14 protein-coding genes are annotated in these 16,199 nt (G+C 72.2%); 6 read left to right on the forward strand and 8 right to left on the reverse strand.

From position 1 onward, the window contains the following. The first annotated feature begins 59 nt into the window (after positions 1–59). The gene (locus IF73_RS0120610) at positions 60–398 is read left to right on the forward strand and encodes a hypothetical protein (RefSeq protein ID WP_234338295.1); all 339 of its coding nucleotides are present in this window, start codon (positions 60–62) and stop codon (positions 396–398) included. A gap of 105 nt (positions 399–503) precedes the next feature. Here the strand turns inward: IF73_RS0120610 and IF73_RS0120615 are convergent, their stop codons facing one another. The 4 genes from IF73_RS0120615 to IF73_RS37840 all read right to left on the reverse strand — a co-directional run bounded on the left by IF73_RS0120615 (position 504) and on the right by IF73_RS37840 (position 3,385). Further along, positions 504–1,160, reverse strand: a complete 657-nt coding sequence (locus tag IF73_RS0120615) for a TetR/AcrR family transcriptional regulator (protein WP_031010164.1) — start codon at positions 1,158–1,160, stop codon at positions 504–506. An 82-nt stretch (positions 1,161–1,242) separates the two neighbouring features. Beyond that, the gene (locus tag IF73_RS0120620; RefSeq protein ID WP_031010166.1) at positions 1,243–1,944 is read right to left on the reverse strand and encodes an alpha/beta hydrolase; all 702 of its coding nucleotides are present in this window, start codon (positions 1,942–1,944) and stop codon (positions 1,243–1,245) included. 57 nt (positions 1,945–2,001) lie between these two features. After that, positions 2,002–2,937 carry an SDR family NAD(P)-dependent oxidoreductase gene (locus IF73_RS0120625; protein WP_031010169.1) on the reverse strand — a complete coding sequence of 312 codons (936 nt, stop codon included), beginning with the start codon at positions 2,935–2,937 and terminating at the stop codon, positions 2,002–2,004. Between the two features lie 130 nt (positions 2,938–3,067). Further along, positions 3,068–3,385, reverse strand: a complete 318-nt coding sequence (locus IF73_RS37840) for an SDR family oxidoreductase (RefSeq protein WP_063833457.1) — start codon at positions 3,383–3,385, stop codon at positions 3,068–3,070. Between IF73_RS37840 and IF73_RS37845 the strand changes: the two genes are divergently transcribed. Continuing rightward, positions 3,348–3,821, forward strand: coding sequence for a hypothetical protein (locus IF73_RS37845; RefSeq protein WP_234338296.1), 474 nt, complete (start codon positions 3,348–3,350; stop codon positions 3,819–3,821). The two genes, IF73_RS37840 and IF73_RS37845, sit on opposite strands and share 38 nt — an antisense overlap. An 84-nt stretch (positions 3,822–3,905) precedes the next feature. On the opposite strand, the gene IF73_RS0120635 is transcribed toward IF73_RS37845, so the two are convergent. Next, entirely contained in the window at positions 3,906–5,348 is a 1,443-nt protein-coding gene (locus IF73_RS0120635; RefSeq protein WP_031010175.1) for an aldehyde dehydrogenase, read from the reverse strand. A 536-nt stretch (positions 5,349–5,884) separates the two neighbouring features. On the opposite strand from IF73_RS0120635, the gene IF73_RS0120640 reads away from it, so the two are divergent. The 3 genes from IF73_RS0120640 to IF73_RS0120650 all read left to right on the forward strand — a co-directional run bounded on the left by IF73_RS0120640 (position 5,885) and on the right by IF73_RS0120650 (position 8,954). Beyond that, on the forward strand, positions 5,885–6,952 hold the full coding sequence (locus tag IF73_RS0120640) for an alpha/beta fold hydrolase (protein ID WP_031010176.1): 1,068 nt from the start codon (positions 5,885–5,887) through the stop codon (positions 6,950–6,952). Between the two features lie 64 nt (positions 6,953–7,016). Then, positions 7,017–7,802 carry a creatininase family protein gene (locus IF73_RS0120645; RefSeq protein WP_031010178.1) on the forward strand — a complete coding sequence of 262 codons (786 nt, stop codon included), beginning with the start codon at positions 7,017–7,019 and terminating at the stop codon, positions 7,800–7,802. Positions 7,803–8,081: 279 nt separating this feature from the next. Further along, positions 8,082–8,954, forward strand: a complete 873-nt coding sequence (locus IF73_RS0120650; RefSeq protein ID WP_031010180.1) for an alpha/beta fold hydrolase — start codon at positions 8,082–8,084, stop codon at positions 8,952–8,954. 96 nt (positions 8,955–9,050) lie between these two features. Here the strand turns inward: IF73_RS0120650 and IF73_RS0120655 are convergent, their stop codons facing one another. Both IF73_RS0120655 and IF73_RS0120665 read right to left on the reverse strand, forming a co-directional pair. Further along, complete coding sequence (locus IF73_RS0120655; protein WP_031010182.1) at positions 9,051–12,449, reverse strand: HelD family protein; 3,399 nt, start codon at positions 12,447–12,449, stop codon at positions 9,051–9,053. A gap of 446 nt (positions 12,450–12,895) precedes the next feature. Continuing rightward, positions 12,896–14,455: an MDR family MFS transporter gene (locus IF73_RS0120665; RefSeq protein ID WP_078868168.1), complete on the reverse strand. Its 1,560-nt coding sequence runs from the start codon at positions 14,453–14,455 to the stop codon at positions 12,896–12,898. Between the two features lie 238 nt (positions 14,456–14,693). Between IF73_RS0120665 and IF73_RS0120670 the strand changes: the two genes are divergently transcribed. After that, complete coding sequence (locus IF73_RS0120670) at positions 14,694–15,182, forward strand: TetR/AcrR family transcriptional regulator (RefSeq protein WP_031010189.1); 489 nt, start codon at positions 14,694–14,696, stop codon at positions 15,180–15,182. Positions 15,183–15,276: 94 nt separating this feature from the next. On the opposite strand, the gene IF73_RS0120675 is transcribed toward IF73_RS0120670, so the two are convergent. Then, a complete protein-coding gene (locus IF73_RS0120675) occupies positions 15,277–16,194 on the reverse strand; it encodes a TIGR03619 family F420-dependent LLM class oxidoreductase (protein WP_031010190.1) in 918 nt (305 codons plus the stop codon). Positions 16,195–16,199 lie beyond the last annotated feature (5 nt).

Raw genomic sequence — 16,199 nt, forward strand, 5'->3', positions numbered from 1 at the left:
GCTGTCGGCGCTTCGGGCGCCGGCACATCACACGAGAGGCGGACCGTATGTTCACCCGCATGCCGACACTCTGTACCGCTGCCGCGGCCCTGGCGGTGGCCCTGACCGCCTTCGGCGCCGGAACGGCGAGCGCCACCGGATGGCCCCCGCTGACGGAGGGCGCCTACCTCTACTCCGGCACGGGCGGGACCGGCATCGTGACGAACGTCGACCTCCACGACTTCGGCACCTGCCACGACCTGGCCCAGCCGGCCCGTTCCCTGCAGATCGTCAACGGATCCGCGTCCGTGGTCCTGTACTCCGGGGCCGGGTGCACCGGTCAGGCATGGGCGAGCGGCTCCCTCGCCCAGAGCGACCTTCCCTTCGCCGAGCTGAGCTACCGGGTGGTCGGCCTCTGACGGCCCGCCCGCACCCTCCCCCACGGGTCCGGCCGCGTCCGTCGGCCGGACCGCGCGGTGACGCGGCACGCGGCACGCGGCACGCGGCACGCAGAGAAGCATCCGTCACCAGTGCGGCGGGACCGCCTCCTGGAGCGGGGAGGGGGCAGGACGGCGGTAGGCGCCGTGCCACCAGATCCGGGCGAGCTCCCGCGCCAGCGCGCCGTCCCCGGTGCCGTCGTCCACCTGGATGTGCTGGGCGATCGCCTGACTGCCGCCCCAGACGATGATCCGGCTCGCGGCGACGACGTCGAGGTCTGCGGCCGTCCTGCCGGCGGCCTGTTCGGCCAGCAGGGTCCTGCGTACCGCCTCGTCGAAGCCGCCGAGGTCGGCGGTGTGGAAGTCGCTCACGGCCGGGTCGTAGGAGGCGGCCTCACGGACCGCGGTGAGCACCGCGCGATGGGCGCGATGGATCGCGATCACCTCTTCGAAGAAGCGGGCGAACCGCTCCGCCCCGTCCTCCCCCGCGCCCGGTTCCCATCGCCTGGCCAGCGTCAGCAGCGACTCCCTCAGTTCGTCGGTGAGCCGTACCAGCACATCCGACTTGCCGGTGAAGCGCGCGTAGAACGTGGCGCGGGAGACGCCCGCCTCGTCGAGGATCCGCTGGATGCTGAGCTCCGAGAAGGACTCGCCCGAGTCGAGCAGCCGCCGCAGGGCGGACATCACCCGCGTCCGGGTCGCCGCCGAACGCGCGGTGTGATGGCGCGTCTGGCGCCGTGTCATGGGTCTCATCGGCGCCTGCGGTCCGCGTGCGAGCCCGGTCCGCGTGCGGGTCCGCTCCGCGGTCCGTCCCCCGCCCCGTTCCTCACTGCCGCGCGATCCGGTCCAGCAGTCCGGCCAGTTCCTCGGGCACGGAGAGCATCGGCGTGTGACCGCTGGTCAGGTGGTACGTGGTGCCGGTTCGCTCGGCGAACGGCTCCTGGTACGACGGAGGCAGGCTCTGGTCGTCGTGGCACAGCACGTAGCTGGTGGGGAGGGTCTTCCAGCCGGCCTGGTTCACCGGCTCGGCGAACGAGAGGGCGGACTGCGGCAGCAGCCGCGCGAGGGCCGCGTCCCGCTTGTCCTCGGGCACGTCGTTGTAGAGGGTCTCCGCCGGGTTCTCCCGTACGGGGATGACGCCCTCCACGGTCGCGGGGTCCGGCTGCTCGCCTCCGAAGCAGGTCATCAGGCTCTCGCCCTCGTCCAGGGTGAAGGCGGCCACGTAGACGACGTGGGCGATTCCGGATGCCCCCGCGATGGCCTGGGTGACCGGCGCGCCGCCGTAGGAGTGGCCGACGACCACGACGGGGCTCCCGATGGCGGCGATCTTCTCGCGGATCACCTTCGCGTCGTCGAGGAGACCGGGCAGACGCCCCCCGGCCCCTTCGTCGACGACGCTCGGCAGGTCGACGGTGTGGCTGGTCCAGCCGCGTGCCGAGAGGGCGTCCTGGAGCTCACTCCAGCACCACGAGCGGTGCCAGGCTCCGTGCACGAGGAGGAACTCGGGGGTCTGTGCGGTGTCGTTCATCGTCGTCCTTGTCCTGTCGTTCGGTGGTGCGCGGCGGTGCCCCGTGGTCGACGCGCGTCAGCGCGCCACGGAAAGCGAGAGGTCCCACAGCCGGTCCGCGGCGGCCGGGTCGACGGACCACCGGGCGACGCCCGCCATCGGGTCGGGGCCGCCGTCGACGACCTCTGCCTCCTGGTTGTCCTCGAAGTACCTCCCGCTCACCCCGTCGAGAAGCGGGGAGGCGGCCAGCAGCACGGTGGTGGCGGCGCCCTGGGCGGGCGTCTTGTAGTAATCCGGGGTGAGGAGCGCGCCGTCCGCGTCCATGGCTCCGAGCGCCTGCATCGTCGCCGTGTCGAGGTGGCGGGTCAGGTTGGTGTGTATCCATCCGGGTGCGCAGGAGTTGGCCTCGATGCCGTCCTCCGCCCAGCGGCGGCCGATCCCCACGGCGAACAGCACCAGGGCGGTCTTCGACTGCGCGTAGGCGAGGAAGGGGTCGTAGGGGCGGCGCTCGAACTGCGGGTCGTCGAAGTCGAATCCCGCCCTCAGCTGGGCACCGGAGCTGACCGCGACGACGCGCGGCCGCTCCGCCTGCCGGAGCGGGTCGCGCAGGCCGGCGGCCAGCGCGAAGTGGCCGAGGTAGTTGGTGGCGAGTTGCGCCTCCCACCCTTCGGCGGAGACCTGCCGCGTGGGGAGCATCATGACCCCGGCGTTGGCGACGAGGGCGTCGAGCGGCCCGCTCCAGCCTTCGCAGAAGGCCCGGACGGAGGCAAGGTCGGCGAGGTCGAGGGCGACCGCGCGTGTTCCCGGGAGTTCCTTGAGCAGCGCGTCGGCCGCGGCGGGGTTGCGGGTGGCGATGGTCACCTCGGCCCCCGCTCCGGCGAGCGCGCGCACCGTCTCGACGCCGAGGCCGGAGGACCCGCCGGTGACGATCATCCGTCGGCCGCGGAGGTCGACTCCCCGGAGTACCTCGGCGGCGGTGGCCCGCATGCCGAACGGCGTGGTGGTCAGTGTCATGTCTGCGCCCTGTCTTCACGAAGGGATGGTTGAGGGCCCGGTACGGGGACGATTCGGGCCCGCGCCTGCCGGGGCCCGCGCTGCGGCAACCATACAACGTGTTCAAACATGTCATCTTCGTCGACCCATGTCAGGTGTGCGGAGTCCACCCCTCTCCCCAGAGGAATACATGTGAGCGTGAGAGGGGCGGGCGGGCCCCGGGTACCTTCTCCTGGGCCTTGTAGCCGCCGTCGACGTTGAGGATGGTTCCGGTCACGAAGGACGCCGCCGGCGAGGCGAGCCAGGTGATGGCCTCGGCGTCTTCGGTGGGTCGGCCCATGCGGTTCACCGGCTGGAGGGAGGCGATGCCCGCCTCGTCCCAGGCGCCGGCCTCGATGGCGGAGTTGAGGATGCCGGTCCTGATCGCGGCGGTGGCGACCGCGTTGATGCGGCTCGCCGCCTCGGTCACCCCCGGCGCCCCGCCCTTCCAGCGCCGTCAGGAGTTCGCCGCCGTCCTGGCACACTCGCTCGAACAGCACCGCGTCCTGTGCGACCTGCTCAGCGCCCGGGCGGGCGTCCTGGAACACAACGTCTCCGCGGGCGTGGCCGCACGCTACAAGAAGGCGGCCCTCGACAACGTCGCCGCTCTGGCCGCGCTCGCCCGCCGGCGCCTCCCCGAACTCGGCGACCACGCCGACCGGTTCTGCGCCGAGGCCATCATGGTCAGCGGCGCGGTGTGGACCCGTGCCCGGCCGTCCGCCGCCATGCTCGCCGCCTACGAGGCCGACCCCTCGCTCGCCGCCCTCCGCATGGACTTCGCCACCACCCTGCGGGAGATGCTGACCACCCTCATCACGGGCACCCTCGCCAGGACGGAGCACGGCGGGGCGCCTTCACGGGCGTGAAGCGGATACCCGCGGGCAGGGACTCGGCCAGGCGCGGGCCGGCGGGGCGGACCCCGCGCGGGAGCGCTCGCCCCGCCCTCGCCGTCAGACGGTGATGGTCTTGTACTCGGTGTAGGTGCCGAGACCGACCGCGCCGAACTCCCGGCCGACGCCGCTCGCCTTGAAGCCGCCGAACGGGCCGTCGAAGCCGACGGGGGCGCCGTTGACCGTGATGGTGCCGGTGCGCACGCGGCGGGCGACGGCGAGGGCGTGCTCCTCGTCGGCGGACCAGACGCCGCCGGAGAGGCCGTACTCGGAGTCGTTGGCGATGCGGACGGCGTCGTCCTCGTCGTCGTAGGGGATGACGACCAGGACCGGGCCGAAGATCTCCTCCTGGGCGATCCGCATGGAGTTGTCGACGTCGGCGAAGACGGTGGGCGTCACGTAGTTGCCCTTCTCCAGCCCCTCGGGAACCTGCGGGCCGCCGGTGACCAGGCGGGCGCCCTCCTCGATGCCGAGCCGGATGTAGTCGCGCACCCGCTCCTGCTGGTCGGGGCGGATCATCGGCCCGATGAAGGTGTCGGGGTCGGACGGGTCGCCGACCTTGAGCGACTCGACCAGGTCCTTCAGTCCGGCCACGACCTCCTCGTACCGGCTGCGCGGGGCGAGGATGCGGGTCTGGGCGATGCAGGACTCGCCGTTGTTGAGCAGCGAGCCGAACCGGACGCCCGCGACGGCCTTCGCGATGTCCGCGTCGGGCAGGATGATCGCGGCGGACTTGCCGCCCAGTTCCAGGCTGACCCGCTTGAGCTGCTCGCCCGCGATGGCGGCGATGCGGCGGCCGGCGCGCGTCGACCCGGTGAAGGCGATCTTGTCGACGTCCCGGTGGGACACCAGGTACTCGCTGGTCTCGCGGTCCGCGGGCAGAACGCTGACGACGCCCTCGGGGAGACCGGTCTGCTCCAGGAGCTCGGCCAGGAAGCCCATGCTCAGCGAGTTCTCGGGAGAGACCTTCAGGACCACGGAGTTTCCGGCGACGAGGGCGGGGATGATCTTCGAGGTGGCGGAGGAGAAGGGCGAGTTCCACGGGATCACCGCCGCCACGACACCGACCGCCTCGCGGCGGACCACGCTGCGCACCGTCGCCGACGGGTCGGACGGCACCAGGGTCTCCTCCCAGGCGAACTCCTCCGCGGCCTTGAGGTAGGCGTTGGCCTGCCGGGACAGGCCGGGCTGGCCGGCCCGGGTGAACCACCCCGCTGAGCCGTTCTCCAGCGAGATCAGGTCCGCGATCTTCTCCGCGTTCTCCTCCCGCAGCGCGTTGAACCGGCGCAGGAGCGCGATGCGTTCGGCGGGCGGGGTGAGCCGCCACGCGCCCCGGTCGAAGGAGTCGCGGGCCGCGGCGACCGCGCGGTCGATGTCCGCGGGCCGCGCCTGCGCGGCACGGCCGACCACCGACTGGTCGTGCGGCGACGTGATGTCGAGGAGCTCCGGGCTACTCGGCCGGGCCCAGGAACCACCGATGAAGAGCCGGTCGTAGGTGATCATGCGCTTTCCCTCATCTCTGCTGCGGTTGTGCGAACCTCTATCTAACTGACACTTCAATGTAGCACTTAGCGGCACTAGCTTCACGATGGAGCGCATTATCTCGTCGTGTCCTCCGCACACTGGTTGCCCTTCAGGGTTGGGAGTCGATGCCGCGCGCACCCCTCGAAGCTGTGCCGACCTTCAAGCATCGACGGATCAGGAGACCGGCGGATCAGTCGAATGACCCAAGTCACCGAGGGGTGCGGACCTCTCGCGGCCCCCTGACGCCGAACCGTCATCTGACTGATGTGTCCGCATTCGCCGCGATCCAGAATGTGGGCGTCGGCCCGGCGTCGGCACGGTGTCGGGCAGACCCGGGCCGGCGCCGGTCCGCATCCGGGACCTGCGCGGCACATCAGCCCAGCACCTGTTCGTCAGGGGACTACGTACGAGCGAGTGTCACCGCGCCGAAGCGCCGCGGCCCTCTCGTACCGCAGGTGTGCACGGCGGGTTCCGGACGCGGCCGGCCACCGTAAACACGCGACGGAGGGCTTCACATGATCAACAGGCGCAGTTTCAACAAGGCCGTCGGCCTGGGCACCGGCGCGGCGGCGGTCTCGCTGACCGGGCTGCAGACCGGCGCGGCGGCGGCCGCCACCGCACACCGACCGGTCGGCGCGCCGGTGCCGACGGTGCCGCACATCGCGCCCGGCACCCACACCGGCTTCGGCAAGCTCAAGCACGTCAAGGCGGGCGTCCTCGACATCGGCTACGCCGAGGCGGGCCCCGCCCACGGCCCGGTCGTCCTCTGCCTGCACGGCTGGCCGTACGACATCCACAGCTTCGTCGACGTCGCCCCGCTCCTCGCCGGCCTCGGCTACCGCGTCATCGTCCCCTATCTGCGCGGTCACGGCAGCACGCGCTTCCTGTCCGGCCGCACCCCTCGTACGGCGGAGCAGTCGGCCATCGCGCTCGACATCATCGCCCTGATGGACGCCCTGAAGATCGACAAGGCGGTCCTGGCCGGCTTCGACTGGGGCTCGCGCACCGCCGACATCATCGCCGCCCTCTGGCCCGAGCGCGTCAAGGCGCTGGTCTCCACCAGCGGATACCTGATCACCAACCGGAAGGCCCAGCTGGAGCCGGCGGCCGCGGCCGTCGAGCACAACTGGTGGTACCAGTGGTACTTCGCCACCGACCGTGGCAAGAAGGCCATGGAGAGCGTCGAGGACCGTCTGGCGCTGTGCCGCTACGTGTGGACCCTGGTCTCCCCCAACTGGAACTTCGACGACGCCACGTACCAGCGCACGGCAGCGGCGTTCACCAACCCCGACTACGCGGCGATCGTGCTCTTCAACTACCGCTGGCGCATCGGGCTGGTCGACGGGGAGGCCCGCTACGACCGCTACGAGCGCGCGCTGGCCGCCCAGCCCTCGATCCAGGTCCCCACCGTCACCCTCGACGCGGCCCTGGACCCCTTCACGGCGCCCGGCGACGGCGCCGGCTACCGCAACCACTTCACCGGCCCCTACGCGCACCGCACCCTCGCGGACATCGGCCACAACCTGCCGCAGGAGGCGCCCACCGCCTTCGCGCAGGCGGTCGTCGACGCCGACCGCCTCTGATCCCCGCACCCGACACCGACCCGGCGCCCCGTGTCCGGCGCCGGCACCTCCAGGAGGAGTCCAGATGAGCGAAGTCCAGTGGAACCGTCTGACCGCCGCGGAGTTACGCGACCTCGCGGCGCGGGACGCGGTGGTGTTGCTGCCGATCGGGGCCACGGAGCAGCACGGCCCGCACCTGCCGACCGGTGTGGACGACTTCCTGGCCTCGGAGGTGTGCGCGAGGGCGGCGGCGCTGGCGTCCGAGCACACGGGTGTGGTGGTCACCCCCTCGGTCCCGATCGGGCTGTCCGAGCACCACATGCCGTTCGGCGGGACCCTCACTCTCGGCCTTGCCACGCTGCACGCCCTGCTGCGGGACATCTGCCGGTCCGTCACGCGGGCGGGGTTCTCCCGGATCCTGATCGTCAACGGGCACGGCGGGAACATGACCGCGCTGAACGCGCTCACCACGGAGCTGACCGTGGAGCTGGGAACGCCGATCGCCTTCGCCAGCTACTTCGGCGCCGGCCGCGAGGCGGTCAGGGACACCCTGGAGGCGCAGGACGGCCTCATGCACGCCTGCGAGGGCGAGACGTCCATGATGATGGCCGTCTTCCCCGAGCTGATCCGCACCGAGCACCTGCCCGAGGCGCACGGGCCGCGGATCGTCCTGCCGGCCGAGTCCACCGAGCCGGTGTTCATGGCCGTCACCTTCGACCGCGTCACCGCGTCCGGTGTCGCGGGGGACGCCCGGGTGGCGAGCCCCGAGAAGGGCGAGCGGCTGCTGTCCGGCTGCGCCCGGGCACTGGCCGACATCCTCGTGCGGGACCCATGGGCGAAGGACGAGGCCGCGTGCGCGGCCACGCGTTGAGCACACCCACCCGACACCAGGGGCATGCCTCGGCGGCCGCCCTGAGCACACCTCGGCGGCCGCCGCCCTGAGCACCACGTCGGCGGCCACCCCACCCTGGAACCCATGGCCCGGGGTCGTAGTCCCGACGCCGCACACCTGTTTTCCCCACACCTCAATCCGTCACCTGCTTGACAGGTGACGGACTCGCCTGTCAGATTCGTCACCAGCCAGAACGGTGACGAGGGGTCGGCGAAGCCGCTCCGTACCCGTTGTCGAAACACCTGAAGGAGAAATGCCGTGGTCAGCAACAAGAGTGGACGCAAGCGACTGGTGACGGGCGTGGTCTCGACGCTCACGGCGGGGCTCGCGCTCGGCGCGTTCGCCCTCAGCGGCACCGCCAACGGCGTGGCCGCCGACACCACGCCCGAGACCGTGGACGCCGGCCGGCACACCAAGCCCAAGCCGACCATCGTCCTGGAGCACGGCGCCTTCGCCGACGGCTCCAGCTGGAACGGCGTCATCGCCGAACTGCGCGCCGACGGCTACCCGGTCGTCGCCGCAGCGAACCCCCTGCGCGGCCCCTCGGCCGACGCCGCCGCCCTGCGCACGGTCCTCGACCACGTCGAGGGCCCCAAGATCCTCGTCGGCCACTCCTACGGCGGCAACGTCATCAGCCAGGCCGCCACGGACGACCCCGACGTCAAGGCCCTCGTCTACGTCGCCGCCTTCCTGCCCGCCCCCGGCGAGAGCGCGCTGGAACTCACCAACAAGTTCCCCGGCTCCACCCTCCCCGACGCCCTCGACCCCGTCACCTACCAGCAGGGCGACGGCTCCACCGCCACCGACCTGTACATCCAGCAGGACGAGTTCCGCCGGCAGTTCGCCGCCGACGTCCCCGCGAAGCAGGCCGCCCTGATGGCCGTTACGCAGCGGCCCATCGCCCAGGCCGCCCTTGAGGAGAAGGCCACGTCGGCCGCCTGGAAGACGAAGCCCTCCTGGGCCATCGTCACCACCCGCGACCTCAACATCCCCGCCGCGGCCCAGCGCTTCATGGCCGAACGCGCCCACGCCCACACCACCGAGGTCGCGGCCTCCCACTCCGTCGCCGTCTCCCACCCCCACCTCGTCGCCGACATCATCGAACGAGCCGCCCGCACCACCGTCCGCTGACACCCTCACGGGGGCGCGGGGCCAGACCGGCCCCGCGCCCCGGGCGACCCGAGCGCCCCGAAAGCTAACGCGGGCGCACAGCCTTCACCCCTGAGCTCACCCAGAGGTTCCGAGGACGACGTCCGCGTTCTCGCCGCCCCAGCCGGCCGGGCTGTGCCAGATGACATGGACGCGGAAGACATCGCGAAGGATGTCCATAGACCAGTCCTCGGCGGGCGGTTCGGAGAGGACGAGGTAGAGACCGTCGGCCGGCACGGGCAGCGTGTGGTTGATCTCGAGCAGGCGGGTAGCGCCCGATCGCAGGTCCGCATAGGTGGAGCAGCCCGCGCCCAGGGCCTCGTAGAGGAAGAGACCGTGCTCGGTGACGCAGCTGACGTCGACGACCGGGGAGTCGGCCGGCTGGAGGTCCGCCCAGAGAAGTGCCGCCTTGAGCGCGTGGCGGACCGCCTCGTGCTTCTTGCACGTACGGTCGGCCCCGGCAGCCGCCTCCAGCGCGCGGAGGAAGCCGTCCTTCGTGGTCGCGGCCGGTGTTGCGGCGGTGGTGTCCGCGGTGGTCATCTGCGCCTGTTCCTTCTGGTCGGGTTGCGTCGGGGGGACGGGGACCGCGCCGTCGGAGTCCGGCTTCGCCGCCGCGCCGAAGCGCTGCTGAAGCTCTCGCCGCGCTTCGGCGAGGGGCCTCGCCCAGCCGGAAGCGTCCAGCCCCTCCGCAAGCCGGCCCGCGTCGAAAGTGCCCTCCTTGAGGGCGCGGTTGGTGGTCGCGGCGAGGTCGCGAAGGGCTCCGAGTCGCTCTCGGTCCGGATCGCCCAACAGGTGAAGCACGTCGACCCAGTCGGCCTGGTCCCTTCGGAGGACACGGTTGGCCATGCCCTGAAGCTCGGAGAGACGGACGCGGGCCTCGGAGACGTCGCCGCCGCTTTCGGTCAGTTCTCCGAGTACGTCCAGTGCCGCGAGGTAGCGCCCTGCCATCCGCTCCGAGACGGGAGACCGGCCACGCTGGTCGGCGGTGAGCACCGTCTGGGTCGTCTCGTTGACGAACACCCAGCAGTCCAGCTTCTCGCCCCGCCGCGGGGGCACCGATCCGTGGCGGACGGTGAGGACGAGCGGTCGGTCGATCTCCGGTGACAACGGCTTGACCTTGTAGCGCCCGCCCGGAGCCCGGTCCACGACCTCGACCCGGACGTCGGTGCCGATCCGGGGCAGCCCTACGGCCCCGTCGCCCTCCGGCCGGGTATCGGGCACCGTCGGCGCCAGGGCGTCCCCGGAACCCGTGAGCGCCTCCGGCAGCGCGGCGGTGTGCAGGACGGTGAGGCTCTGGGTGCTGCGGGTGAGCGCCACGTACAACTGGCGCAGCCCGGCCGGACCGCGGTCGGCGATCGTCGCGGGCTCGACGACCAGGACGTGGTCGTACTCCATTCCCTTGGCCTGGGTGGCGGCCAGTACGGACACGGCCTGGCGGTCGCGCTCGGCGATGTCGCCGCCCTCGTGGATGCGGTGGCTGATGGCGTCCAGCCAGTCCGAGTCGTCGGGGACGATGACGGCGACGGAGCGGGGGGTGCTGCCGTCGCTGGTGCGCACGAGTCGTGCCACGTGGGCGACGGTGTCGTCGAGCAGCTTCCAGGGTTCGGTCGCCACGGTCCGTACGGCGTCGGCTCCCGCCTCACGGACAGCCCGTGGATAGGGCAGGGCCGGGGCGATCGCGCGGGCGAGCGGGGCGACGAACTCCATGATCTCGGCGGGGACGCGGTAGCTGGTGGTGAGCTGCGCGACGCTCCAGTCTCCGTGGTCGGAGAGGAGTGCGCCGAGCAGGTCCCAGCTCGTCGGGACGTGGGCGCCCGTCGCCTGCGCGAGGTCGCCCAGGACGGTCATGGAGCCGCCCGCGGCGCAGCGCCGCCGCAGGGAGCGTGCTTGCATGGGGGTGAGGTCCTGGGCCTCGTCGACGACGATGTGGCCGTATCGCGGTGGGGTGTCCCCGCTGATCAGCACGCCGAGCTCTTCGAGGCAGACGTGGTCGTCGAGGGTCCACGGATCGGCGTCGGCGCTGGCGGCGCGGGCCCGCAGCAGGGCCGTCTGCTCGTCGTCGTCGAGGATGCCGTCGGCGCAGTCGCGCAGGAGGTCGGCCGAGTCGTAGAGGCTGCGCAGGGCCTCCCGGGGGCCGGGGGACGGCCAGACGCGTTCGACGAGTCGCTCGACCCGGCGGTTGCGCTCCAGGTCGCGGCGGATCGTGCCGGCCTGCCCGCGGCGGGGCGCGATGTCGGCGAGTTCCTGGAGGAGCCGGTCGACGAAGAGGCCCCGGAAGCGGTCGCGTCGCTCCCGGAAGGGCCCGTCGCCGGTGTGGGCGCGGTCGAGGAGGGCGAGGACCTCGGACTTCGGCACGCGGAGGGTCGTGCTGCCGGCGGTGACGACGATCGCGGGCTCGTCGCCCTCGAACGAGGGATCGACGGTGAGGGCGTCGAGAGCCTCGGGGCGGTAGTCGCTCTCGACGCGGCGTCGCAGGACGGTCGCCATGCGTTCGTCCGACTTCACGAGGCGCGCCTTCGAGGAGTCGGTGCCGAGGGTCTCGCCTTCCCATAACCGGTCCAGCTGGACGGCGTTGACGTCCCGGGTGCCGAGGGTGGGGAGGACCTGCCCCACGTAGTCGAGGAACCGCTGGTGGGGGCCGATGACGAGGATGTCCTGGGCCTTGAAGTGCTCGTTGTTGACCAGCCAGGTCACCCGGTGGAGACCGACCGCCGACTTGCCGGTACCAGGGCCGCCCTGCACGACGAGGATGTCCGAGGGCGAACCGGTGACCAGTTCCATCTGGTCACGGCGGATGGTCTCGACGATGTCCCGCATCCGGCCGCCGCGCGACCGCTGGAGCTCCCGCAGCAGGAAGTCGTCCGGCTGGAGCGCCTTCCGACGCTGCCGCCGTACGACGTCGCCGGGGGTGGATGCCGGCGCATGCCCCGGCGCGGGGGACGTGTCCGGCTCCTCCGCCGCGCCGTCGTTGGCGGCCTGACGGGGCTCCGGTACGGCGGCGGGCTCGGGTACGACGGCGGGTACGGGAGCGGGCGCCGGCAGGGAGATCTCGTCGAAGTAGCTCTCGACGATCCGCTGCACGCAGCGGAGCTGCCGGCGCAGGACCACCTCTCCCGGCTGTTCGGGCCGGGTCTCGATCCACTTCTTCGCCAGGGGGCTGGTCCACGGCAGCACCACCAGCTCGTGTGAGGCGTCATGCACACTGCGGCGCCCGATGTACCACGGCCGGGCCTCCCCGCCCGGGTCCTCCGGCGCGTCGACGCGGGCGAAGACCAGGGCTTCGTCGCCGAGCCCTCCGTATGCCTTCGCGCGAGCCTCGGCCTCGGCCCGGTTGGCGATCCCGTCCTTGCCGCTCGCCGAGGCGGTGGCGGCCGAAGTGCCGTTCAGTTCGGCCAGTTTCACGGTGTAGCAGTCGTACGCGTGGTCCACCGCCCGCTGCTCGCCGGCGAGGATCTCGTCCCGAGTGGTGGTGCTCATGTGCGTCCTCCCTGCGGTGCCGGGGGACACCGCCACGGGCATGTGCCCGTACCCCGCTGAAACAACTACCAGAAACGGGACGGTGACGAACAGTCAGTGGATCAGTTCTCGGACAAAGCCGCGGGTCTCGGTCCGCCGGCCCCGGGCCTGGTCGCACGTGGGCGCGGCTCGTACAGGTGGGAGGGCACCCCGGACTCGGCTGACGCCAGCCCGTCGACGACCCGGGCCAGTTCGGCCCGCAGTGACGCGGTCTGCTCGGGGGCGCCCACCGCGAACCCGAAGACCACGAACGGCAGGCCACGGCTCGGTACCGCGTTGGGCACCTGCGGTTCGCGGTCGAAGGCGTCGTACGCGGCCCGGGCGCCGCGTCGGCTCCCCTGTGGGCGCGCCGCCTGCACGCCCTGTGGCTGGCGCAGCTCAGGCGGCTGTCGGAGAACGCGCCCGTCTCAGGCGGCGGGGACGGATTCCTCGGTGCGGGAGCCGGTGAGGTGGGGGGTGGTGCCGGTGGGGCTGGTGGGCCTTGTGGGGCCGCCCTTCTCGCCCGAGGGCTTCAGGAGGAGGACGAGGAGGATGCCGACGGCGAGGGTCGGGGCGATCCATAGGTAGCCGGTGGCCGTCGCGTGGGCGAAGGCGTCCAAGGCGGCGTCCCGCGGGGCGGCGGGCAGGAGGCCGATGGTGTCGGGGCGGGCGGGGTCGAAGCCGCCGGCCGTCGGCAGGGCGTCGGCACGGTCGGCGAAGCCGGTGTTGAGCAGGGTGCCGAAGACGGCGACCCCGAACGCGGCGCCGATGGAGCGGGCGAAGGTCACCACCGCGCTCGCGGCCCCCAGGTCGGCGGCGGGGACGCTGTTCTGGACGGTGGTCAGCACGACCATGGGGACCATGCCGATGCCGACGCCGGTGATCAGGGAGTAGAGGCTCAGCACCAGCGTGCCGGGGCCGCTTCCGAGGGTGCCGAGCAGGAGCAGTCCGGCGAGGTTGGCGGCCAGTCCGACGAGCAGGATCGTCCGGAGCCGTTCGGCGTGGGCGGCCCGGCGTCCGGCCAGTGACTGGCTGACGACCAGGCCGGCGACCAGCGGCAGCATGTGGACGCCGGACAGGGTCGCCGAGACGCCGTGGACGATCTGGAGGTAGGTCGGCAGGTAGATCAGGACGGCGAACATCGCGGCGTTGGCGAAGAACCCGACGAGCGAGGAGAAGACCACGGTCCGCGAGCCGAGCATGGCCGGCGGCAGGACGGGGGCCGCGACGCGGCGCTCGACGGGCACGAGCAGGGCGGCCAGGGCGACCGTCGCGACGATCAGGCCGAGGATGGCGGGCGAGCCCCAGCCCCAGCGCTCGCCGAAGGACGTGACCAGGACCAGGCCGGTGGCGATGGCCGCCAGGAGGGTGGCGCCGGCGTAGTCGATCCGGGCCTTGGCGCCCCGGGCGCCGGCGGGCAGCGCGCGGGCGGCGACGGCCAGGGCGACGGCGCCGACGGGCAGGTTGATCAGGAAGGCCCAGCGCCAGGAGAGCTGGTCGGTGAACACCCCGCCCAGCAGCGGGCCGACGATGCTGGCGACGCCGTAGACCGAGCCGAACATGCCCTGGTACCGGCCGCGTTCGCTCGGGGCGACGATGTCGCCGACCAGGGCGAAGGTCAGCACGATCATGCCGCCGCCGCCCACGCCCTGGAGCACCCGCGCGCCGATCAGTTCGGGGAGGTTCCGCGCCAGCCCGCAGGCCACCGAGGCGATCAGGAAGACCGTCGTCGAGGCGAGGTAGAGGGGCTTGCGGCCGAACATGTCGCCGAGCTTGCCCCACAGCGGCGTCACGGCCGTGGACGCGAGGAGGTACGCGGCGCTGACCCATGCGATGTCGTCGAAGCCGTCGAGGTCCTCGGCGATCCGGGGCAACGCGGTGGAGACGATCGTCTGATCCAGAGATGCGAGCAGGACCGCGAGGACCAGCGCGCTCATCGCGGCGGCGACCCGGCTCTTCTGCGGTGATGCGGACGGTGTCTTGGGCATCGACACGCCTTCCTCGTCGGGGGCGGCAGGGGCGCCGCACCGGCCGCACAACACGCCGGTGCCTCACGACTCTGCCGCTACCTTCCCTATCTGTCACTTCAATGTAGCACTTATAAATGAAACCTCTTCACCAGAGAGGTTCTAAGCGCGTGAGAGGTCACACCTCGGGGGTAAGATCGGTGGGGTGAGAGCCGACGCAGCACGCAATCTCGAAGCCGTACTGACCACCGGGGCACGCATGCTCGCAACCGACCCCGGGGTGAGCATCGCGAGCATCGCCGCCGAGGCGGGTGTGGACCGGCGCACCGTCTACCGGCGCTTCGCCTCCCGCGAGGACCTCCTCGCCGCCGTCTACGCGGCGCGTCTCGCCGCCATCGAGGAGGCCATCGAGGACGCCCGGCTGCGCGAGGCCCCCGTCGCCGTCGCCCTGCACCGGTACGTGGAGAACATCATCGGGGTCAACCGCACCTGGCCCGTGGACCTGACCCACATGCTCGCCGACGACGCCGTGCGGGCCCGCCGAGACGCCCTGGCGCACGAGGTCGACGTCTTCCTCGACCGCGCCGCGGACGAGGGCCTGCTGCGCTCCGGACTCCCGGAGGGCTGGGCGAGCGCCCTGCTGCCCCAGCTCATGCACGTGGTGGCGCGACAGCTCCCGGAGCTGTCCGCCGCCCGGGCGGCGGACGTCGTGGTCGACACCCTGCTGCGCGGCCTCGGGGCCCCCTGAAGCGGGAGATCCCCCTGGGGACACACGGTCCGTGTGTCCCCAGGGGGATCTCCGTCTTCCGGCACCCTGCCGTCAGGGCCCGGCGCCCGGGCCGTCAGCCGCGGCGGACGCCTTCGAGGAAGCGGCCGGCGAGGTCGATCCGCTCCTCCAGGGTGACGGGCGTCTGCCCGAAGTCCACGAAGAGCTCGTGCACCCCCGCCTCGGCGGCGGTCCGCGCGTAGTCGACGTACTGGCCAAGCGTGCCCGCCCACGGCATGCTGCCCGCGCCGGTCTTCGTGTCGGTCAGCTCCGGGTTGACGCGCAGCGCCATCCGCAGGGCGGAGGAATCGCGCCCCGCCTCGACGGCCTCCTTCAGGATGACGTCCCACATGCCGAGGAGCTGCGGGAGCGGCAGCGCCACGGGCAGCCAGCCGTCGAACCGGCGCCCGATCCGCCGCAGACCGCTGGGCGTGAACGCGGCGAGCAGCACGGGCGGGCCGGGCCGCCGGCTCGGCTTGAGGCCCACCACGGTCTCCGGGATCGTGAACAGCGGCCCCTCGTGGGAGAAGACGTCGTTCGCCCAGTACTTCTCCAGGATCTCCAGCGTCTCGTCGAGCCGTGCGCCCCGGCCCTTCCAGGGCACGGAGACGGCCGTGTACTCCTCGGGCATCCAGCCCAGGCCGAGCCCCACCACCAGTCGTCCCCGGCCGAGCAGTTCCAGGGTGGTCAGCGAACGGGCCAGCATGATCGGCGGCTGCCACAGTCCGTTCAGCGTGCTCGTGCCCAGGTGGACCCGGGTCGTGTGGGACGCGGCGAACGTCAGGGCGACCAGGGGGTCCAGGTGGTTCTCGTAGGCGCGCGGCATCAGGCCGTCGGCGCTCGGGTAGGGCGCTCCGGGCACCAGCGGGGCGAGGACCCGGTCCCCGGTCCACAGCGAGTCGTATCCCATGTCCTCGGCGGTGCGGGAGACGCGCAGGATGCCTTCCGGGCCGGCGTCGGGTCCGAAGGTCGGCAGGGCCAGTCCCAGTCTCATGTGTC

The organism is Streptomyces sp. NRRL F-5727, from assembly GCF_000719555.1.
GTDB lineage: Bacteria > Actinomycetota > Actinomycetes > Streptomycetales > Streptomycetaceae > Streptomyces.